Source organism: Enterobacter cloacae complex sp. HYC003_NIDB (assembly GCF_056673375.1).
In genome coordinates, this window is record NZ_CP114220.1 from 502,329 (window position 1) to 524,512 (window position 22,184).

18 protein-coding genes are annotated in these 22,184 nt (G+C 55.9%); 11 read left to right on the top strand and 7 right to left on the bottom strand.

Features of this window, described 5'->3' with window-relative positions:
* Positions 1-92 precede the first annotated feature (92 nt).
* On the top strand, positions 93-1,031 hold the full coding sequence (gene mdh / locus O1722_RS02395; RefSeq protein WP_003860429.1) for a malate dehydrogenase: 939 nt from the start codon (positions 93-95) through the stop codon (positions 1,029-1,031).
* Positions 1,032-1,082: 51 nt separating this feature from the next.
* On the opposite strand, the gene degS is transcribed toward mdh, so the two are convergent.
* From degS to zapG, 3 genes are all read right to left on the bottom strand, one after another.
* A complete protein-coding gene (gene degS / locus O1722_RS02400; protein ID WP_003860430.1) occupies positions 1,083-2,150 on the bottom strand; it encodes an outer membrane-stress sensor serine endopeptidase DegS in 1,068 nt (355 codons plus the stop codon).
* Positions 2,151-2,242: 92 nt separating this feature from the next.
* Positions 2,243-3,610: a serine endoprotease DegQ gene (gene degQ / locus O1722_RS02405; protein ID WP_015572006.1), complete on the bottom strand. Its 1,368-nt coding sequence runs from the start codon at positions 3,608-3,610 to the stop codon at positions 2,243-2,245.
* A gap of 170 nt (positions 3,611-3,780) precedes the next feature.
* The gene (gene zapG, locus O1722_RS02410) at positions 3,781-4,179 is read right to left on the bottom strand and encodes a Z-ring associated protein ZapG (RefSeq protein WP_003860432.1); all 399 of its coding nucleotides are present in this window, start codon (positions 4,177-4,179) and stop codon (positions 3,781-3,783) included.
* Positions 4,180-4,368: 189 nt separating this feature from the next.
* Between zapG and zapE the strand changes: the two genes are divergently transcribed.
* The 10 genes from zapE to nanQ all read left to right on the top strand — a co-directional run bounded on the left by zapE (position 4,369) and on the right by nanQ (position 12,953).
* The gene (gene zapE, locus O1722_RS02415) at positions 4,369-5,493 is read left to right on the top strand and encodes a cell division protein ZapE (protein ID WP_015572004.1); all 1,125 of its coding nucleotides are present in this window, start codon (positions 4,369-4,371) and stop codon (positions 5,491-5,493) included.
* A gap of 292 nt (positions 5,494-5,785) precedes the next feature.
* Positions 5,786-6,214: a 50S ribosomal protein L13 gene (gene rplM / locus O1722_RS02420; RefSeq protein ID WP_003860434.1), complete on the top strand. Its 429-nt coding sequence runs from the start codon at positions 5,786-5,788 to the stop codon at positions 6,212-6,214.
* A gap of 15 nt (positions 6,215-6,229) precedes the next feature.
* On the top strand, positions 6,230-6,622 hold the full coding sequence (rpsI, locus tag O1722_RS02425) for a 30S ribosomal protein S9 (RefSeq protein WP_003860436.1): 393 nt from the start codon (positions 6,230-6,232) through the stop codon (positions 6,620-6,622).
* A gap of 307 nt (positions 6,623-6,929) precedes the next feature.
* Positions 6,930-7,568, top strand: a complete 639-nt coding sequence (gene sspA, locus O1722_RS02430; protein ID WP_003860438.1) for a stringent starvation protein SspA — start codon at positions 6,930-6,932, stop codon at positions 7,566-7,568.
* Positions 7,569-7,573: 5 nt separating this feature from the next.
* A complete protein-coding gene (gene sspB, locus O1722_RS02435; protein ID WP_026080566.1) occupies positions 7,574-8,071 on the top strand; it encodes a ClpXP protease specificity-enhancing factor in 498 nt (165 codons plus the stop codon).
* Between the two features lie 102 nt (positions 8,072-8,173).
* The gene (gene nanR / locus O1722_RS02440) at positions 8,174-8,956 is read left to right on the top strand and encodes a transcriptional regulator NanR (RefSeq protein ID WP_017382717.1); all 783 of its coding nucleotides are present in this window, start codon (positions 8,174-8,176) and stop codon (positions 8,954-8,956) included.
* A 122-nt stretch (positions 8,957-9,078) separates the two neighbouring features.
* Positions 9,079-9,972 (top strand): N-acetylneuraminate lyase, encoded by an 894-nt coding sequence (gene nanA / locus O1722_RS02445; protein WP_017693901.1) that lies wholly within the window; start codon positions 9,079-9,081, stop codon positions 9,970-9,972.
* Between the two features lie 62 nt (positions 9,973-10,034).
* Positions 10,035-11,525, top strand: coding sequence for an MFS transporter (locus O1722_RS02450; RefSeq protein ID WP_015572000.1), 1,491 nt, complete (start codon positions 10,035-10,037; stop codon positions 11,523-11,525).
* 88 nt (positions 11,526-11,613) lie between these two features.
* Positions 11,614-12,486, top strand: coding sequence for an N-acetylmannosamine kinase (gene nanK / locus O1722_RS02455; RefSeq protein ID WP_015571999.1), 873 nt, complete (start codon positions 11,614-11,616; stop codon positions 12,484-12,486).
* On the top strand, positions 12,486-12,953 hold the full coding sequence (nanQ, locus tag O1722_RS02460; RefSeq protein ID WP_032670742.1) for an N-acetylneuraminate anomerase: 468 nt from the start codon (positions 12,486-12,488) through the stop codon (positions 12,951-12,953). Before nanK ends, nanQ begins: the two co-directional genes overlap by 1 nt.
* Before the next feature lie 89 nt (positions 12,954-13,042).
* Here nanQ and O1722_RS02465 read toward each other — a convergent pair whose 3' ends face one another.
* From O1722_RS02465 to gltB, 4 genes are all read right to left on the bottom strand, one after another.
* The gene (locus O1722_RS02465) at positions 13,043-14,335 is read right to left on the bottom strand and encodes a cytosine deaminase (RefSeq protein WP_033487761.1); all 1,293 of its coding nucleotides are present in this window, start codon (positions 14,333-14,335) and stop codon (positions 13,043-13,045) included.
* Positions 14,325-15,575: a cytosine permease gene (gene codB / locus O1722_RS02470; RefSeq protein ID WP_017382720.1), complete on the bottom strand. Its 1,251-nt coding sequence runs from the start codon at positions 15,573-15,575 to the stop codon at positions 14,325-14,327. Before codB ends, O1722_RS02465 begins: the two co-directional genes overlap by 11 nt.
* A 187-nt stretch (positions 15,576-15,762) precedes the next feature.
* Entirely contained in the window at positions 15,763-17,181 is a 1,419-nt protein-coding gene (gene gltD, locus O1722_RS02475) for a glutamate synthase subunit GltD (RefSeq protein WP_017382721.1), read from the bottom strand.
* Positions 17,182-17,190: 9 nt separating this feature from the next.
* Positions 17,191-21,651, bottom strand: coding sequence for a glutamate synthase large subunit (gene gltB / locus O1722_RS02480; protein ID WP_017382722.1), 4,461 nt, complete (start codon positions 21,649-21,651; stop codon positions 17,191-17,193).
* Between the last annotated feature and the right edge of the window lie 533 nt (positions 21,652-22,184).

Sequence of the window (22,184 nt, forward strand, 5' to 3'; positions counted from 1 at the left end):
TAGCGATGAAAATTGTAATTAATGACGTGCTGAATTATGGTCGCCGCAACGGAGTTACAGATACTTAAGTTAACCATAATAAGGAGTTTAGGATGAAAGTCGCAGTCCTCGGCGCTGCTGGTGGTATCGGCCAGGCGCTTGCCCTACTACTGAAAACCCAACTGCCTTCAGGCTCAGAACTCTCCCTGTACGATATTGCTCCGGTAACCCCAGGTGTGGCGGTTGACCTGAGCCACATCCCGACAGCTGTGAAAATCAAAGGCTTCTCCGGTGAAGATGCGCGTCCTGCGTTGCAGGGTGCCGACGTGGTGCTGATCTCCGCGGGTGTTGCGCGTAAACCGGGTATGGATCGTTCAGACCTGTTCAACGTCAACGCGGGCATCGTGAAAAACCTGGTTCAGCAGATCGCTGAAACCTGCCCGAAAGCGTGCATCGGGATCATCACCAACCCGGTGAACACCACCGTTGCTATCGCAGCAGAAGTGCTGAAGAAAGCGGGCGTTTACGACAAGAACAAACTGTTCGGCGTAACTACGCTGGATATCATCCGCTCCAATACCTTCGTGGCTGAGCTGAAAGGCAAGCAGCCAACGGAAGTGGAAGTACCGGTTATCGGCGGTCACTCTGGCGTGACCATCCTGCCTCTGCTGTCGCAGATCCCGGGCGTGAGCTTCACCGAGCAGGAAGTGGCTGATCTGACCAAACGTATTCAGAACGCAGGCACCGAAGTGGTGGAAGCGAAGGCGGGTGGCGGTTCTGCAACCCTGTCTATGGGCCAGGCGGCGGCACGTTTCGGCCTGTCTCTGGTTCGCGCGTTGCAGGGCGAAAAAGGCGTTGTTGAATGCGCCTATGTTGAAGGCGACGGTGAACACGCGCGCTTCTTCTCTCAGCCGCTGCTGCTGGGTAAAAACGGTGTTGAAGAGCGTAAGTCTATCGGCACGCTGAGCGCGTTTGAGCAAAACGCGATGGAAGGCATGCTGGATACGCTGAAGAAAGACATTACGCTGGGCGAAGAATTCGTTAACAAGTGATCTTATCCCGGTAAAAAAAACGGAGCGTTAAGCTCCGTTTTTTTATGCCCGTCAGTTAGTGGCCGGGTATTCCTGGATGGTGACCTGAATCGTCAGCTTCTTGTCATTACGCATGACTTCAACAGGGATGATGGAGCCCGGGCGAATCTCAGCCACCTGGTCCATGGTTTCCAGCGCAGAGACCGCTGGCGTACCGTTGACGGAAAGGATAACGTCGTTCACCTGGATACCTGCGTTGGCCGCCGGGCCGCCAGGCGCCACTTCGTTGACCACAATCCCCTGGATCTGATCGATACCACCGCCCTGCGTATGCATCGGCGCGATTTCACGCCCGCCAATACCGATGTAGCCACGGATCACGCGGCCATCACGGATCAGCTTGTCCATGATCTTGGTCGCCAGCTGGAACGGAATGGCAAAGCCAATCCCTTCCGGCGTTTCGCCGTCGTTGCTCTTGTCGAATGAGAGGGTGTTAATGCCCATCAGTTCGCCCAGAGAGTTCACCAGCGCACCGCCGGAGTTACCGTGGTTGATCGAGGCATCGGTTTGCAGGAAGTTCTGCCGCCCTGACGGGTTCAGGCCGATTCGACCGGTCGCGCTGATGATCCCCTGAGTGATGGTCTGGCCCAGGTTGTACGGGTTACCGATCGCCAGCACCACATCGCCGATGTGCGGCGTGCGTTTGCGATTAATCGGGATAGTCGGCAGACCGCCCGTGGCGTTGATCTTCAGCACCGCCAGGTCGGTAAGGCTGTCCGACCCCACCAGCAGGGCTTCAAACACGCGGCCATCCTGTAAGGCGACGATAATCTGGTCGGCATCGTTAATGACGTGTTTATTGGTGATGATGTAGCCCCGGTCATCCATGATCACACCGGAACCGAGCGTGCGGATCTCCAGCTGGTTATGAGCGGAACTGTTAAGCCCGCGGTTATAGACGTTAACCACGGCGGGGGCGGCACGGCGTACCGCCTGATTGTACGTCGCAGGCGTTTCATCCGTGCTGTCGAACTGAGGAGCCGACAGTTTGTTGAACTGGCGTAAAGATGGCATAGCCACCAGCAGCAGACCGGCAACGATCAAACCAATGACAATTGAACGAAAGAGCTTTAAAAGCATGATGCGTGTGTCGTTAAAAAAGGAACGGTTTGCAGCATAACATGAGTTATCCGGACATCACACGCAGCGGCGATGTCCGGAGTCGCAAATGGTTAACGCAGTAAAATGTAGAGGGTGTCGTTGCCACGGATAATTTGCAGGGCAATGACCGCCGGTTTACTCTCCAGCACCTTACGCATTTCGGCAATAGACTGCACGCGAGTGCGGTTCACGCCCACGATCACGTCGTCCTGATGTAAACCTGCCTGCGCGGCCGGGCTGCTCTTCTCAACGGTAGTGACGGTAATGCCTTTCGTGCCGTTTTTAAGCTGACCGTCGCTCAGCGTAGCGCCCTGTAGAGCAGGAGAGATCTGTTCTGCGCTGGCGGAAGAGGAGGTGCTCTTGTCCAGCGTCACTTCCACGGTCAGCGGTTTGCCCTCACGGATCAGGCCCAGCTTCACTTTAGCGCCCGGCTCCGTGGTGGCAATACGTGATCGTAATTCAGCGAAGCTGCTCAGCGGTTTATCGTTCAGGCTGACAATAATGTCGCCGGATTTCACGCCCGCTTTCGCAGAGCCTGAGTTGGGAAGCACTTCGCTGACAAACGCCCCGCGCTGGACGTTGAGCTTAAAGGCTTTGGCGATATCGGCGCTCATCTCCATGCCTTTGATGCCCAGCAGACCGCGCTTAACCTCGCCAAACTGAATCAGCTGTTGAGACAGGGTTTTCGCCATGTTACTCGGAATGGCAAAACCAATCCCGATGCTACCGCCGCCTGGCGCGAGGATAGCGGTGTTGATGCCGATCAGCTCACCGTTCAGATTAAGCAGCGCACCGCCGGAGTTGCCCCGGTTGATGGAGGCATCGGTCTGGATGAAGTTTTCCAGCCCTTCGAGATTCAGGCCGCTGCGCCCCAGGGCGGAGACAATTCCGGAGGTGGCGGTCTGGCCTAAACCGAACGGGTTACCGACCGCGACGGCAAAATCACCGACGCGCAGCTTATCGGAATCTGCAATGGCGATCTGGGTCAGGTTGCTGGGGTTTTGCACCTGTAGCAGGGCGATATCACTCTGATCGTCACCGCCGATCAGTTTGGCGTCAAACTCCCGACCATCGTTCAGCTGAACGCTGATTTTATCGGCCTGGCTGATCACGTGGTTATTGGTCAGGATATAGCCCTTAGCCGCGTCGATAATCACCCCTGAGCCCAGGCCTTCAAACGGCTGAGCCTGCTGATCCGGCGCGTCTTCGCCAAAATATTTCTTCAGCTCTTCAGGAATACGCTGGCTTTGGCGTGCCGTCCCTTCCACCTGAACGCTGACTACCGCAGGCAGGACTTTTTCAAGCATCGGCGCAAGGCTGGGAATGGCTTCTTGTCCAGGCACCTGCGAAGGCAGTGCCGCACTGGCGGGGAAGGACGCCGAGAGAGATAACCCGACACTTAACGCTAAGGCGCTCAACAGCTGGTTTTTTTTCTTCATTGATGCTGACTCTCGTATCCTGGAATGAAAAAGAACGGCCCCAAAAACATCTTGATGTTATTGAATTTTCAACCGCTGAACAATGAGGTGTTTGACTAAATAATAGCTGGGGACGGGAAGAAAGGACGGGCGCATAAGGTACGCCCGTAAAATTTATTCAGGTTGTGCGATTAATCGCGTTTTACGCCACCGCGCAGCAGGCCGGACGCGCCGTCTGAATAGTCGCGTGGCATCTGAACCGGAGCCTGATCGTTACCGGCTTCAGAATCAGCCAGACGATTGCGGAAGGGGTTGGTCTCCGCGGTCATTTCCGGCAGCAGGCTGCTGGAGCTTTTCGCCATGTGCTGGTAGAGCTGGCGATAATCTGTCGCCATGTTGTCCAGCAGCTCAGCGCTACGGGCAAAGTGGCTGACCAGCTCTTCGCGATATTCTTCCAGTTCAGCTTTGTTCTTTTCCAGTTCGTATTGCAGTGACTGCTGCTGACGCAATTTGCGGTTACCGAAACGCATGGCCACAGCACCAATGATGATGCCGACGACTAAACCGATTAGCGCATATTCCCAGGTCATGAACTTCTCCCGTTGTCTTGTTGTTCCGTAGGGTGTTGGCTCGGCTCCTGCCTGTGCCTGATTATGCCACTATAACCGCTATTTCCGCAGAAGTGGAATCCTGACGTATCATCGCGTAGTGTAGAACGGCCTTTTTTTCATCAGCCACGCGCGCTGGTGAGGTTTAACTAAAGGAATAACAACAACATCATGCAAAACCTGTCCCCTTCATCGCGTTACCAACTGGCCCTGAGCGAGGGCACACACCAGCCGGATGATGTCCAGCGTGAAGCGGTTAACCGCCTGGACACGATTTATCAGGAACTTCTGGCGAAACCCGCCGATGCGGTGCAGAGCAGTGGGCTGAAGGCGGCATTCGGCCGTTTACTGGGCAAAAAAGAGCCCACGGTAAACGCACCGGTTCGTGGCTTATATATGTGGGGCGGCGTTGGGCGGGGTAAGACCTGGCTGATGGACATGTTCTACCAGAGCCTGCCCGGCACGCGTAAGCAGCGCCTGCACTTTCACCGTTTTATGCTGCGGGTCCATGAAGAGCTGACGGCGCTCCAGGGCGAAACCGACCCGCTGGACATTGTGGCCGATCGCTTTAAGGCGGAAACGGACGTGCTCTGCTTCGACGAGTTCTTTGTTTCCGATATTACGGATGCCATGCTGTTGGGGGGCCTCATGAAAGCGCTGTTTGCGCGTGGGATCACTCTGGTGGCGACCTCCAATATCCCGCCGGATGAGCTTTATCGCAATGGTCTCCAGCGGGCTCGTTTCCTGCCGGCCATTGATGCTATCAAACAGCACTGCGACATCATGAACGTCGATGCCGGCGTCGATTATCGACTGCGCACATTAACGCAGGCACACCTGTGGCTTTCGCCGTTGAACGCCGACACAGCCCGCGAGATGGATAAACTGTGGCTGGCGCTGGCGGGAGCGCCGCGGGGTAACGCGCCAGCGCTGGAGATTAATCATCGTCCGTTGCCGACGCTTGGCGTAGAAAACCAGACGCTGGCCGTCTCGTTTGCAACGCTCTGCGTGGACGCCCGCAGCCAGCATGACTACATTGCACTTTCGCGTCTGTTCCATACCGTTATGTTGTGGGATGTGCCCGTTATGACCCCACTCATGGAGAGCGAAGCGCGCCGCTTCATCGCGCTGGTAGATGAGTTTTACGAGCGCCACGTTAAGCTGGTGGTCAGCGCCGAGGTGCCTTTATATGAGGTTTATCAGGGCGAGCGCCTGAAGTTTGAGTTCCAGCGCTGCCTGTCGCGCCTGCAAGAGATGCAGAGCGAAGAGTACCTCAAGCGTGAGCATATGCCGTAATAAATGCTCCCCTCTCCCCGTGGGAGAGGGGCTGGGGGGGAGGGCACCAGACCGCACAATACCTGACCCCGAAAAACCCATTCCAAATCACATTTAAGGGTCGATCTTTGACCTCAACTTCTCTATAATCTTGCGACCCCACGTTACGAGAAGGTTTTTTTCCCGAAACTTTCTATGTGTCGGCATGTGCTATTCGAAGGGGTAGGTTTGCCGGACTTTGTCGTGTGAACCTCAACTGACTAAACGTTTGGGTGTTCACCAACGTGTAACTTATTATTTGGGTAAGCTTTTAATGAAAACTTTTACAGCTAAACCAGAAACCGTACAGCGCGACTGGTATGTTGTTGACGCGACCGGTAAAACTCTGGGCCGTCTGGCTACTGAACTGGCTCGTCGCCTGCGCGGTAAGCATAAAGCGGAATACACTCCGCACGTTGATACCGGTGATTACATCATCGTTCTGAACGCTGACAAAGTTGCTGTTACCGGCAACAAGCGTACTGACAAAATGTACTACCACCACACCGGCCACATCGGTGGTATCAAAGAAGCGACCTTTGAAGAGATGATTGCCCGCCGTCCTGAGCGTGTGATTGAAATCGCGGTTAAAGGCATGCTGCCAAAAGGCCCGCTGGGTCGTGCTATGTTCCGTAAACTGAAAGTTTACGCAGGCAACGAGCACAACCACGCGGCACAGCAACCGCAAGTTCTTGACATCTAATCGGGATTATAGGCAATGGCTGAAAATCAATACTACGGCACTGGTCGCCGCAAAAGTTCCGCAGCTCGCGTTTTCATCAAACCGGGCAGTGGTAAAATCGTAATCAACCAGCGTTCTCTGGAACAATACTTCGGTCGCGAAACTGCCCGCATGGTAGTTCGCCAGCCGCTGGAACTGGTTGATATGGTAGAAAAACTGGATCTGTACATCACCGTTAAAGGTGGTGGTATCTCCGGTCAGGCAGGTGCGATCCGTCACGGTATCACCCGCGCGCTGATGGAGTACGACGAATCCCTGCGTTCTGAACTGCGTAAAGCTGGCTTCGTTACTCGTGACGCTCGTCAGGTTGAACGTAAGAAAGTGGGTCTGCGTAAAGCACGTCGTCGTCCACAGTTCTCCAAACGTTAATCCATTCTGCTTACGCAGAACGATTGGCGAAAAACCCGCTTCGGCGGGTTTTTTTATGGATAATGCGCAGGTTATCCACAGTAACATTTCATATATCTTCTCTTTTTCCACATTTCCGGAATCCCCTCACCACAAAGCCATCAAAATCTGGTAAACTATCATCCAATTTTCTGCCCAAATATCGGTGAATACTCGATTTTTGTTCGATTCTTGAACAATGTGTCTTCTCTGGGATGGGCGATACATCATCTGGCTGGCCCCGTTGGGCTGGTAGCAGTAAAAATTCTGAATATACCTGGAGGTTTTCATGGCTGTCGCTGCCAACAAACGTTCGGTAATGACGCTGTTTTCTGGTCCTACTGACATTTATAGCCATCAGGTTCGTATCGTGCTGGCCGAGAAGGGTGTCAGTTTTGAGATCGAGCATGTGGAAAAGGATAACCCGCCTCAGGATCTGATCGATCTCAACCCGAGCCAAAGCGTACCGACGCTGGTGGATCGCGAGCTGACCCTGTGGGAATCCCGTATCATTATGGAATACCTGGATGAGCGTTTCCCGCATCCGCCGCTGATGCCTGTTTATCCTGTTGCGCGTGGTGAAAGCCGCCTGTACATGCAGCGTATCGAGAAAGACTGGTACTCGCTGATGAACGTTATCGTCAACGGTTCCTCTTCTGAAGCGGATGCTGCACGTAAACAGCTGCGTGAAGAGCTGCTGGCGATTGCGCCAGTCTTTGGTCAGAAGCCTTTCTTCCTGAGCGATGAGTTCAGCCTGGTGGATTGCTACCTGGCTCCGTTGCTGTGGCGTCTGCCAACCCTGGGCGTAGAGTTCAGCGGCCCTGGCGCGAAAGAGCTGAAAGGCTATATGACTCGCGTCTTTGAGCGCGACTCTTTCCTGGCATCTTTAACTGAACCGGAACGTGAAATGCGTCTCGGCCGAGGCTAATGACTGTGGAAATGTCACAACTTTCACCACGCCGTCCGTATCTGCTGCGCGCCTTCTATGAATGGCTGCTGGATAACCAGCTCACGCCGCACTTGGTTGTGGATGTGACGTTGCCGGGCGTGCTGGTTCCAATGGAATACGCGCGCGACGGACAGATTGTACTGAATATTGCGCCACGCGCAGTGGGTAACCTGGAGCTGGCGAACGACGAAGTGCGCTTTAATGCGCGCTTCGGCGGCGTGCCGCGTCAGGTTTCCGTGCCGCTGGCAGCTGTGCTGGCTATCTACGCCCGTGAAAACGGTGCGGGCACCATGTTTGAGCCGGAAGCGGCTTATGATGAAGAGGTTGCCAGCCTGAATGATGATGAGGCATCCGATGAACGCGAAAGCGACACGGTAATGTCTGTCATCGATGGCGATAAACCCGATCATAATGACGACACCGATCCGGATGACGAGCCACCACCACGCGGTGGTCGTCCCGCACTGCGCGTTGTGAAATAAACAAACAGGCCCGACGGGCCTGTTTTGCTTTCGGTCCCTTTTCGCCCCCTCTAATTTCCTGTGTTATGATGAACTGTTTTCCTTCAATGGCACCGGACTGCAATGAAACCGACTGATCTTAAAGCTGAAAACTCTGATGAAACCATTGGTCGCAGCCTGCGCCGTCGGCCGCTGGCGCGCAAAAAACTGTCTGATATGGTGGAAGAAGAGCTGGAGCAGATGATCCGTCGGAAGGAATTTGCCCAGGGAGAGCAGTTACCCTCCGAGCGCGAACTGATGGAGTTCTTCAACGTGGGTCGCCCCTCGGTGCGCGAAGCGCTGGCGGCGCTAAAGCGTAAAGGGCTGGTGCAGATTAACAACGGTGAACGTGCCCGCGTAACCATGCCGTCTGCCGATACCATCATCAGTGAATTGTCGGGAATGGCGAAAGACTTTCTGACCCAGCCCGGCGGTATTGCCCATTTCGAGCAGCTTCGCCTGTTCTTTGAATCCAGCCTTGTTCGTTATGCCGCAGAATACGCCACTGACGATCAGATTGCGCAGCTCACAAAAGCCCTGGAGATCAACAGCCAGTCCCTGGATGACAACACGCTATTTATTCGTTCCGATGTCGATTTTCACCGCGTGCTGGCGGAGATCCCCGGCAATCCGATCTTCAATGCGATCCACGTTGCGCTGCTTGACTGGTTAATTGCGGCGCGTCCTAAAGTGCCGGACGCAGAGCTTTATCAGCATAATGAAGTCAGCTATCGCCAGCATATCGCAATTGTGGATGCGATCCGCCGCCGCGATCCCGATGAAGCGGATCGGGCGTTGCAAACTCACCTTAACAGCGTCTCCGCCACCTGGCACGCTTTCGGCCAGCATTCAAAAGCCAAAAAATAACGATCCTTTAGTGAAGCAGATCGCAATATAAGCGTTCTGTATTCTACTGCTGCTTAATTGATCTGGTATAACAGGTATAAAGGTATGTCGTTATAATAAACACACGATCGATTGAGGTAACTATGGCAACGCAATTACGCGGCGTAATGGCCGCACTCCTGACCCCGTTTAACTCTGAGCAGATGCTGGATAAAGAAAGCCTGCGCCGTCTGGTGCGGTTCAATATTGAACAGGGTATCGATGGGCTGTACGTCGGCGGTTCAACGGGAGAGGCCTTTGTACAGAGCCTTTCGGAACGAGAGCAGGTGATGGAGATTGTGGCGGAAGAGGCGAAGGGGAAAATCACGCTCATCGCCCATGTTGGCTGCGTCAGCACGGCGGAAAGCCAGCAGTTAGCCATGGCCGCCGCCCGCGTCGGTTTTGACGCTGTGTCCGCCGTCACACCGTTTTACTATCCCTTTAGCTTTGAAGAACATTGCGATCATTACCGTGCAATTATTGACTCCGCGGAGGGGTTGCCGATGGTGGTTTATAACATCCCTGCGCTAAGCGGCGTTAAGTTAACGCTGGATCAGATCAACACGCTGGTAACGCTGCCTGGCGTCGGCGCGCTGAAGCAAACCTCCGGCGATCTCTTCCAGATGGAGCAGATCCGTCGTGAACATCCGGATCTGGTGCTCTACAACGGTTATGACGAGATCTTCGCCTCCGGCCTGCTGGCCGGCGCGGACGGGGGGATCGGCAGCACCTACAACATTATGGGCTGGCGCTACCAGGCGATCGCTAAAGCGGTTCGTGAAGGGGATAACGCCACCGCACAGCGCCTGCAAAGCGAATGCAACACGGTGATCGATCTGCTGATTAAAGCCGGGGTGTTCCGTGGTCTGAAAACGGTTCTGCACTATATGGACGTGGTATCCGTGCCGCTGTGCCGTAAGCCGTTTGCCCCTGTGGATGAAAAATTCGTGCCAGCGCTGAAAGCGCTGGCGGAGCAGCTAATGGCGGAAAAACGCTAACACATCGCCGGGGGCGCAGCCGCCATCCGGCAAAACGACAGAGAAATCGTCGGGAGAGTGAAATGAGTAAGTCTACCCAAAGCATCCCGTGGTACCGCCATCTTACCCGTCCTCAGTGGCGCGCCTTCTCCGCCGCCTGGCTGGGATATCTGCTTGATGGCTTCGATTTTGTATTGATAGCCTTAGTCCTGACAGAAATAAAAAGCGAGTTTGCCCTGACGACAGTGGAAGCGGCGAGCCTGATTTCGGCGGCCTTTATATCGCGCTGGTTCGGCGGCCTGCTGCTGGGCGCCATGGGCGACCGCTATGGCCGCAAGCTGGCGATGATCACCAGCATCGTGCTCTTTTCCTGCGGTACGCTGGCCTGCGGTTTTGCGCCGGGTTACGTCACCCTGTTTATCGCCCGCATGGTGATAGGCATGGGGATGGCGGGGGAATATGGCTCCAGCGCAACCTATGTGATTGAAAGCTGGCCAAAGCACCTGCGCAACAAGGCGAGTGGTTTTCTGATTTCCGGTTTCTCCGTCGGCGCCGTGGTTGCGGCCCAGGTCTACAGCCTTGTCGTGCCCGTCTGGGGCTGGCGGGCGCTGTTCTTTATCGGCATTCTGCCCATCGTCTTTGCCCTGTGGCTGCGGAAAAATATTCCGGAAGCTGAGGACTGGAAAGCGAAGCACGAAGGCAAAGCCCCGGTGCGCACCATGGTTGATATTCTGTATCGCGGCAAATACCGCGTCATCAATATGGCGATGACGCTGTTTGCCGGTACGGCGCTGTGGTTCTGTTTTGCAGGCGAACTCAACAACGCGGGGCTGGTCGTTATTCTCGGCCTGCTGTGCGCCATCGTCTTTATCAGCTTTATGGTGCAAAGCAGCGGTAAACGCTGGCCGACGGGCGTCACGTTGATGGTTGTCGTGCTCTTCGCCTTTCTCTACTCCTGGCCGATTCAGGCGCTATTACCCACTTATCTGAAAACCGACCTGGCCTATGATCCCTCAACGGTGGCGAAGGTGCTGTTCTTTAGCGGCTTCGGCGCGGCAGTAGGCTGCTGCGTGGGTGGTTTTCTCGGTGACTGGCTTGGCACCCGCAAGGCCTATGTCTGTAGCCTGTTGGCCTCACAGCTCCTGATTGTTCCCGTCTTTGCGATCGGCGGCGCCAATGTCTGGGTGTTGGGCTTGTTACTCTTTTTCCAGCAGATGCTGGGGCAGGGGATCTCCGGGATCTTACCCAAACTCATCGGCGGCTATTTCGATACCGACCAGCGTGCGGCGGGTCTGGGCTTTACCTACAACGTTGGCGCGTTGGGCGGCGCGATTGCCCCGGTGATTGGCGCGCTGCTGTCGCAGGATATGGCGCTGGGCACGGCCCTGGGATCGCTCTCTTTTGGCCTGACGTTTGTGGTGATCTTGCTTATTGGTCTGGATATGCCCTCCCGCGTTCAGCGCTGGATCAGGCCAGAAGCCCTGCGTACGCATGACGCTATTGACGGTAAACCTTTCAGCGGAGCCGTCCCGTTTGGCGGCGATAAAAGCGCTTTAGCGAAAAGCAAAAGTTAATCCGCTTGCCCGGACCTGTACCGGGCACATTCGTAAGGGATGAAGTATGTCACAACGGGATAAAAACATTTCCGAGCGGGGCGGTGCTATGACGACACTGGCGATAGACATAGGTGGAACTAAACTTGCCGCCGCCCTGGTGGATGACGGTTTACAGATCCACGCGCGACGCGAATGCCCTACGCCCGCCAGTAAGACGCCTGACGCGCTGCGTGAGGCGCTGGCTGAGCTGGTCAAGCCGTTACAGACCCAGGCAACGCGTGCGGCCATTGCCTCAACCGGAATCATTCAGGACGGCAATCTGCTGGCGATTAACCCGCAAAATCTCGGAGGATTGCACCATTTTCCGCTGGTGCAGACGCTCGAAGACATTGCTGGTTTGCCGACCCTGGCGATCAATGATGCTCAGGCTGCGGCATGGGCGGAATATCACGTTAGTGCGAAGGAAATTAAAGACATGGTATTCCTGACTGTTTCAACGGGCGTGGGGGGCGGCGTAGTCAGTAACGGGAAACTCGTGACCGGAAGCGGCGGACTGGCAGGGCATCTTGGGCATACGCTCGCCGATCCAAACGGCCCGCAATGCGGCTGTGGTCGCGTGGGGTGCGTGGAAGCCATCGCGTCTGGTCGCGGTATTGCCGCCGCAGCCAGGGGAGAGCTTGCAGGATGCGATGCAAAAACGATTTTTGCGCGCGCGGCAGAGGGAAATAAACAGGCGGCGGAACTGGTCCAACGTTCTGCACAGGTACTGGCGCGGCTTATTGCCGACACGAAAGCGGTGATGGACTGCCAGCGCGTGGTGATTGGCGGCAGCATCGGGCTGGCAGGAGGGTATCTGGCGCGGGTCCGCGCGTATCTTGAGGAGCATCCTTCTGTTTATCACGTTGAATTAACCGCCGCGCACTATCGACACGATGCGGGCTTACTGGGCGCGGCGCTGTTAGCTCAGGGAGAAAGATGATGTTTTTTGGTGAGATTCGGACGCTTCCCTCCACGGGGTTGCATCCCGTTCTTCTGGAGGCGCTAACCCTCGCGCTGGCTGCCCGTCCGCTGGAAAAAGCGGCAGGACGTTATGAGCTTCGCGGTGAGGATATCTTCATGAACGTGATGACGTTTGCCACGCAGTTTCCAGACCAGAAGAAAGCGGAACTGCATGAGCAATATATTGATATCCAGGTGTTATTGACGGGAGAAGAGCGCATCCTCTTTGGCGTGACGGGCTCGGCACGCCAGCGTGAAGATTTTCATCCTGAAGAAGATTATCAGTTGTGCAGTGAGATTGCAGGTGAACAGTGTGTCACCCTCCGGTCGGGGATGTGCGCCGTATTTATGCCGGGAGAGCCACATAAGCCAGGATGCGCAATCCTTGAGCCAGGCGAGATAAAGAAAGTCGTGGTGAAGGTACGCGCCCGCTTGCTGGATACGTAGTTTATAGGCCTGATGGCGCTTCGCTTATCAGGCCTGCGGGCATAACGTAATTTGCAGGCCGGATAAGGCGCAGCCGCCATCCGGCAATGTTATTCGATATTCTGGCGCTTAAACGTCACCGCTTCCGGCTGCGTCAGGTGCAAGGTTGTCTGGCTGGGCACCGTCTCGGCAATCACCTTGCCGTGGCGAACAGAGTATCTTGCCGGCGTCTGGCGACGAACTGCATCAAACCCATTCTCTGCCGGGAGAATCACCAGGTTTGCTGTATTCCCAACGCGCACGCCATAGTCCTGCAAATCGAGCGTTTTCGCGCTGTGGGTAGTGATCAGGTTAAGCCCATCATTTATTTGCCCGTAACCCATCAGTTGGCAAACGTGCAGCCCCATATGCAGAACCTGAAGCATATTCGCGGTTCCCAGCGGATACCATGGATCGAAAACGTCGTCATGACCAAAGCAGACGTTGATCTCCGCTTCCAGCATTTCTTTGACGCGTGTGATGCCTCGGCGTTTGGGATAGGTATCGAAACGGCCCTGCAAATGCGTGTTAACCAGCGGGTTTGCCACGAAGTTAATGCCTGACATTTTTAACAGGCGGAACAGTCGGGACGTATACGCGCCATTATAGGAGTGCATCGCCGTGGTATGGCTGGCGGTCACGCGTGAACCCATTCCGTCACGATGTGCCAGTGCGGCAACGGTTTCAACGAAGCGCGATTGTTCATCATCAATCTCATCACAGTGGACATCGATCAGTCGGTCGTACTTTCTGGCCAGGGAAAACGTTTTATGCAGCGACTCAACGCCATATTCACGCGTAAATTCAAAGTGGGGGATTGCGCCGATGACATCCGCCCCTAAACGCACGGCTTCCTCAAGCAGTTCTTCACCGTTCGGATAAGAAAGAATGCCTTCCTGCGGGAATGCCACAATTTGCATATCGACCCACGGGGCGATTTCCTGCTTCACCTCCAGCATGGCTTTCAGTGCCGTAAGGGTGGGGTCCGAGACGTCAACGTGTGTACGTACGTACTGAATGCCGTTGGCGATTTGCCACTTCAGGGTCTGCATCGCGCGAGTTTTAACGTCTTCGTGGGTAAGCATCGCCTTGCGTTCGGCCCAGCGCTCGATTCCCTCGAAAAGCGTGCCGGACTGGTTCCAGTTCGGTTCACCCGCCGTTTGCGTTGTATCCAGATGGATATGCGGCTCGATGAAAGGAGGGATAATCAGCCCGCATTCGGCGTCCAGCACCTGACCGACTGGCGCAGAGGCGGTTTCCTGAGGATCGATACGGCTGAAGCGTCCGTCCTCAATCGTGATTTGCCATAAACCCTCTTGCCCCTGCAAACGGGCCTGACGGATAGTGAGGGAATTATTCTGCATGGGAAACCTCCGAAGGATTAGCAAGGGTACGTTTGGCGAATGGGTTTAACACCAAATAGCTGAAGACGCCACCCAATACTGCGTTAACGGGGACAATTCCTGGAATGTAGTGCCCGGCAGCAACACCCAGGGCAACCGAGAAAATGGCAATCCAGTTAACGGACACAAATTTTGCGTGGTCGAAGCTGGCATAGCGGCGGCGATTAATCAGGTAGTCGGCGATAATCACCCCGCCAATCGGCGGAATCGCTGCCGACAAAAAGGTCAGCCAGCCAACGAAGTTGTTGTATAGCCACAGCGCGCACAGCGTACCGATAATGCCATTAACCACCGACAGCGTACGGCTGGAAAGGCCAGTAATATTGGCGAAACCCAAACCAGAGGCGTACAGCGCGTTGTCATTGGTGGTCCAGATATTCAGGCCAAGAACGACAATGGCCGGCAGCAGCAGTCCCTGGGCGATCATCACGTCAGAAATATCGGCCTGTCCTACGGCGGCAGCGCCTGCCGCACCGAAGATAAACATCAGCGAATTGCCAAGGAAAAATGCCACCATCGCCACCAGAACGGCACCTTTGGCATTGCGGCCAAAGCGGACGAAGTCGGCGGTCAGCGTGCCTGCGCTGATAAACGAGCCTACGACCAGCGCCAGCGCGCTGGAAAAGTTGAGCGGCGTCTGCGGCACAATGGATTTGAGGTGGTCCAATCCTCCCACGCCGTCCACCGCCAGCCAGACGGAGTAGCTACCCAGGATGACGATAGCGGGTACGGCGATGATGGATAAAATCGTCAGTGCCGAGATGCCAAAAAAAATGGTTAACGTCATCAACAGGCCGGAAACCGCTATCAGGATGTTCACGTCGATGCCCGTGGCTTTACTCACCGGGATGGCAAACATCGCTACGCCGACGCCAAACCATCCTACCTGCGTACCGCCTAAAAGCATGGAGGGAAGCCAGGAACCTTTTATACCGAACGAGTAACGCGCAAGAAGATGGGTTGAGAGGCCGGTTTTTGCGCCAATGTAGCCAAGAAAAGCAGTGTAAATACCGAGGAGGAGATTGCCGAAGAGAACTGCGAGGAAGAAATCATTATAGGAAAGACCGGTACCGAGCGTGCCTCCGGTCCACATGCTGGCGGAAAAAAACGTTAGCCCTAACATCACAAAAGTGAGTGGAACCACGCCTTTCCGCGCCGCCAGAGGGACGGGGCCCTGGCTATAATTGTTATCTTGCGACACAACGCCTCCTTGAATTTTGGCCAAAAAATCCGCCGCATAATATACATTTTTTTCATGAAAGCAAACGTTTACGTCGGGATTTACGCTGCTTTTTTGCTTAAAAAGGCACCATTAACTTAAGGGTAGGCTACTGAAAACAGGCTCCCCAGCGTTCCGCTTTATGCTTCTGCCGGGGAGTCAGAGGGGCTTACACTTCCAGGAAGTTCATGATCCCGTCAGCCGCTTTACGGCCTTCAGCAATCGCCGTGACCACCAGGTCAGAGCCGCGAACGATGTCGCCACCGGCGAAGATTTTCGGGTTGCTGGTCTGGAACGCGTTATCGCTGCCTTCTGGCGCAATGATGCGGCCTTGAGAGTCCAGCTCTACGCTGTGCTTCGCCAGCCACTCCATGCTGTGAGGACGAAAACCAAACGCCATCACCACGGCGTCAGCCGGGATCACGTGTTCAGAACCGGCCACGATCTCCGCGCGACGACGGCCTTTCGCATCTGGCGCACCCATCTCCGTGCGCGCCATCTTCACGCCGCTCACTTTACCGTTGGCATTCACTTCAATACCCAGAGGCTGGATGTTGAACTGGAACTCGACGCCCTCTTCACGTGCGTTTTTCACTTCGCGCTTAGAGCCCGGCATGTTCTCTTCGTCACGACGGTAGGCACAGATGACATGCGCCGCATTCTGGCGAATGGAGGTACGCACGCAGTCCATCGCGGTATCACCGCCGCCCAGCACCACCACGCGTTTGCCTTCCATGCTGACGAACGGCTCATCGGCGGTCTCGCCGTAGCCCATTAGCTGTTTGGTATTCGCAATCAGGAACGGCAGCGCGTCGTACACGCCTGGCGCATCTTCGTTCTCCAGACCACCGCGCATGGACTGATAAGTGCCTACGCCCAGGAACACGGCGTCGTAATCTTTCAGCAGGTCGTCGAGCTGCACGTCGCGGCCCACTTCGGTGTTGAGTTTGAACTCAATGCCCATGCCGGTGAAGATTTCGCGGCGGCGGGTCATCACCTCTTTCTCCAGCTTGAAGGCCGGGATACCGAAGGTCAGCAGGCCGCCAATCTCCGGGTGGCGATCAAAGACCACCGCCTTCACGCCGTTACGGGTCAGCACGTCCGCACAGGCCAGGCCTGCCGGGCCCGCGCCGATAATCGCTACGCGCTTGTCGGTTTGACGCACACCGGTCATATCCGGGCGCCAGCCCATCTCGAACGCTTTATCGTTGATATAGCGTTCGATGTTGCCGATGGTTACCGCGCCAAACTCGTCGTTCAGCGTACAGGAGCCTTCACACAGACGATCCTGAGGGCACACGCGGCCGCACACTTCCGGCAGGGTGTTGGTCTGATGAGACAGCTCGGCGGCTTCAAAAATACGCCCTTCGTTGGCCAGCTTCAGCCAGTTCGGGATGTAGTTATGGACCGGACACTTCCATTCGCAGTAAGGGTTACCGCAGGACAGGCAGCGGTCTGCCTGTGCTTTGGCCTGGCCTTCTGAAAACGGCTCATAGATTTCAACAAATTCAATTTTACGGATCTTCAGCGGTTTCTTTGGCGGATCAACACGCTGAAGGTCGATAAACTGGTAAACGTTCTGGCTCATCTGAATTCCTTACTGCGCCTGCACGCGCAGCTCTGCTGCGCTACGACTACGGTGACCCAACAGGGCTTTAACATCGCTGGACTTCGGCTTCACCAGCGCGAATTTCGCAGAGAATGCCGGCCAGTTGGCCAGGATCTCTTCGCCGCGCGAAGAACCGGTATGCTGCACGTGTTCGGTAATTAAACCGCGCAGGTGTTCTTCGTGGATAGCCAGCGTATCAACGTCCAGCACTTCCACCAGCTCCGGGTTCACACGTTTGCGGAACTCACCGTCTTCATCCAGGACGTAGGCAAAACCGCCCGTCATGCCCGCGCCAAAGTTCACGCCGGTTTTACCCAGGACGCACACAATTCCGCCCGTCATGTATTCACAGCCGTTATCGCCGATGCCTTCCACCACGGTGATGGCGCCGGAGTTACGCACCGCAAAACGTTCGCCCGCACGGCCCGCGGCAAACAGACGACCGCCGGTTGCGCCGTACAGACAGGTATTGCCGATGATGCTCGCTTCATGGCTGCGGAAGGCTGAACCAACCGGAGGACGCACCGCCAGCAGACCGCCCGCCATGCCTTTTCCGACGTAGTCGTTGGCATCGCCGGTCAGGTATAACTCAACTCCGCCTGCGTTCCACACGCCGAAGCTCTGACCCGCGGTACCGCTGAAGTGCGCGGTAATCGGATCCGACGCCAGACCCTGGTCACCGTGCGTTTGCGCGATGTAACCGGAGAGGGACGCACCCACGGAACGGTCGGTGTTGCGGATATCAAACCAGAACGTTTTGCTCTGCTTCTCATCCACATACGGCTTCGCCTGTTGCAGCAGCTGTGCGTTCAGCACGCCGTTGTCGAACGGCGGGTTGTTCTCGGTACAGTAAACCGCTTTGCCAGGATGCGGCTGAGCGGTTTCCAGCAGCTTAGACAGCTCCAGCTTCTGCTGCTTGGCCGTGAAGCCCTCAAGCTCTTTCAGCAGGTCGGTACGGCCAATCAGGTCTACCAGACGCTTCACGCCCAGCTGCGCCATCAGCTCGCGGGTTTCACGGGCGATGAAGTCAAAGTAGTTGGTCACTTTGAACGGCAGGCCGTGGTAGTGATTTTTACGCAGCTTTTCGTCCTGGGTAGCAACGCCCGTTGCACAGTTGTTCAGGTGGCAAATACGCAGGTATTTACAGCCGAGCGCAACCATTGGGCCGGTACCAAAGCCGAAGCTTTCCGCTCCCAGAATCGCCGCTTTGATGATGTCGAGGCCGGTTTTCAGTCCGCCGTCCACCTGCAAACGGATCTTGTGACGCAGGCCGTTAGCGACCAGCGCCTGCTGGGTTTCCACCAGGCCGAGCTCCCACGGACAACCCGCGTATTTCACGGAGGAGAGCGGGCTTGCGCCGGTGCCGCCGTCGTAACCGGCGATGGTGATCAGATCCGCATAGGCTTTCGCCACGCCGGTGGCAATGGTGCCAACGCCCGGTTCGGAAACCAGCTTCACGGAGATCATCGCTTTCGGGTTGACCTGTTTCAGGTCGAAAATCAGCTGCGCCAGATCCTCGATAGAGTAGATATCGTGGTGCGGCGGCGGGGAGATCAGCGTCACGCCCGGCACTGAATAGCGAAGCTTAGCGATGTATGGGGTGACTTTATCACCCGGCAGCTGACCGCCTTCACCCGGTTTCGCACCCTGCGCGACTTTAATCTGAATCACGTCGGCGTTAACCAGGTACGCAGGCGTTACGCCAAAGCGACCAGACGCCACCTGCTTAATACGGGACACTTTATTGGTGCCGTAGCGGGCCGGATCTTCACCGCCTTCCCCGGAGTTGGAGTTGCCGCCGATGCTGTTCATGGCTTCCGCCAGCGCTTCGTGCGCTTCCGGGCTCAGCGCGCCGATAGACATCGCCGCGGTGTCGAAACGTTTGAACAGCTCAGACGCGGGTTCAACCTCGTCAATGCTGACCGCTTCATCACCTGGATTGAGGGCAATGAGATCGCGCAGCGTCGCTGCCGGACGGTTATTCACCAGCTCTGCATACTGCTGATAATCGCTGTACTCGCCGCTCTGCACTGCCTGTTGCAGCGTGCGCACCACGTCCGGGTTATAAGCGTGATACTCACCCCCGTGGACATATTTCAGCAGGCCGCCCTGTTCCAGCGGCTTACGTGCCAGCCAGGCGCGTTTCGACAGGTTCACCAGATCCTGCTGGAAGTCAGCAAAACCGGCGCCGCCGATACGGCTGATCACGCCCTGGAAGCAGAGGTTGGCGACGTCGTCATGCAGGCCGACCGCTTCAAACAGCTTCGAGCAGCGGTAAGAGGCGATGGTCGAGATGCCCATTTTGGACATGATTTTGTACAGACCTTTGTTGATGCCGTTACGGTAGTTCAGCATCACGGCGCGGTAGTCTTTGTCGATCGCGCGGGTATCTACCAGGCGGGCCAGCGTTTCGTAGGCCAGATACGGGTAGATTGCCGTGGCGCCAAAGCCTAACAGCACCGCAAAGTGGTGCGGGTCGCGCGCGCTCGCGGTTTCAACGATGATGTTGGCGTCGCAGCGCAGGCTCTTGTCCACCAGACGCGTCTGGATAGCCCCCACCGCCATGGGTGCAGGCACCGGCAGACGGTTTTTCGCGATGTTGCGGTCAGACAGCACCAGCAGAACGGTGCCGTTACGCACCATCTGCTCGGCTTTATCGCACAGCGCGTTCACCGTCTCTTCGAGGCTCGTTTCGGTCACGTCGAAGGTGATATCGAGCGTGTCGGCGCGATAGTGCTCCTCGGTCATGGTGGTGAGCTGTTTGAAATCGGAGTACAGCAGGATCGGTGATTTAAAGGTCAGACGGTGCGCCTGGCCTTCAGCTTCACAGAAGACGTTCATCTCACGGCCGATGCTGGTGGCCAGCGACATGACGTGGGCTTCGCGCAGCGGATCGATTGGCGGGTTAGTGACCTGCGCAAACTGCTGACGGAAGTAGTCATAAATAATGCGTGGCTGGCTGGAGAGCACGGCAAACGGGGTATCGTCACCCATTGAGCCGACCGCTTCCTGGCCGTTTTCACCGAGCACGCGGATAACCGAGTCCAGCTCTTCCGCGCTGTAGTTAAACTGCTTCTGGAAGCTCGCGAGGGTGTCATCGTCCAGCTCGCGGCTGCCCACTTCTTCGTCCGACAGATCTTCAAACGGCACCAGACGACGCACGTTTTTCTCCATCCACTCTTTGTACGGATGGCGGCTCTTCAGATCGTTGTCGGTTTCGGCGGAATGCAGAATACGCCCACCGCGGGTGTCGATCACCATCAGCTCGCCCGGTCCGACGCGGCCTTTCTCGACCACTTCGTCTGGCTGGTAATCCCAGATCCCGACTTCAGAGGCACAGGTGATGAGCTTGTCTTTGGTAATAACGTAGCGCGCCGGACGCAGACCATTACGGTCCAGGTTACAGGCGGCAAAACGACCGTCGGACATAACGATGCCCGCCGGGCCGTCCCACGGCTCCATGTGCATGGAGTTAAAGTCGAAGAACGCGCGCAGCTCAGGGTCCATATCCGGGTTGTTCTGCCAGGCCGGTGGCACGAGCAGACGCATGGCGCGCACGATGTCCATCCCGCCCGCCAGCAGCAGTTCCAGCATGTTATCCATGGAGCTGGAGTCCGAGCCGGTTTCGTTCACGAACGGCGCGGCATCGTGCAGGTCCGGGATCAGCGGCGTCTGGAATTTATAGGTACGGGCGCGGGCCCACTGGCGGTTGCCGGTGATGGTGTTGATCTCGCCGTTATGCGCCAGGTAGCGGAACGGCTGCGCCAGCGGCCAGCGTGGAACGGTGTTGGTGGAGAAGCGCTGGTGGAACAGGCAAATGGCCGATTCCAGACGCAGGTCCGCCAGGTCCAGGTAGAAGCGCGGCAGGTCAGCCGGCATACACAGACCTTTATAGATGTTCACAAGGTTAGAGAGGCTACAGACGTAGAACTCTTTATCATCCTGAAGACGTTTTTCAATGCGGCGGCGGGCGATAAACAGACGGCGTTCCATATCACGCGGACGCCAGCCCGCAGGCGCGTTGACAAAAATCTGTTCAATACGAGGCAGCGAGGAGAGGGCGATTTCACCGAGCACCCCTTCGTTGGTTGGCACATCGCGCCAGCCGACGATCGACAGGGTTTCACGCTGAAGTTCTTCTTCAACGATGCGGCGTGAGGCGGCAGCTTTTTCAGGATCCTGATTCAGGAACAGCATACCGACAGCGTAGTTTTTGGCTAAACGCCAGCCGCGCTCTTCCGCTACGATACGGAAGAAACGATCCGGTTTTTGCAGCAGCAGGCCGCAACCGTCGCCGGTTTTACCATCGGCAAGGATGGCGCCACGGTGCTGCATACGGGCCAGTGCGTGAATAGCAGTACGCACTACCTTGTGGCTAGGTTCGCCTTCTATGTGGGCGATCAGGCCGAAACCACAGTTATCCTTCTCAAGGGATTTATCGTACAACATATCAGTGAACCTCCCCAGGCTCGTCGGGCTTCCCACTGAACTTTACCGTGGCGCACAGGCGCAGAAAGAGCATGGCGACGGGGTTAGCGTTTCATACGCGGACCTCGCATTCGCCCTCTTTTTCATCCTTTCGCGCAGGTAAACAAGTTTGAGGACTTGCTTCAGAGGGAATCTCAATTACTGCATAAATATGATGAGCAGGCCGCTCATCCAGAAAGCTTCCAGCGGATTTCCAACTTATCGGGAATTGGTACACAGGTCAAATGGCAATCTTATTTATACAAAAATGTGCTAAAGCGTAGTTATCTTTTTGTTTTTAATATGTATTTAACTATTTTCACAACCACTTAAAGCACCGGGGAGGTGCAGGGGAGTGTGATCTGACTCACTATATGAAAGCGGTATTATCGATGCAGCGTGCTGAAATGCAGATTTATAGCAGAATATTAATCTGGTGTTGCATTCAAACCCGCATAAAATCACTGTTTTTCAGTCCTGGCGCTATAAATGAAAAAAACCATCAGAACATAAGG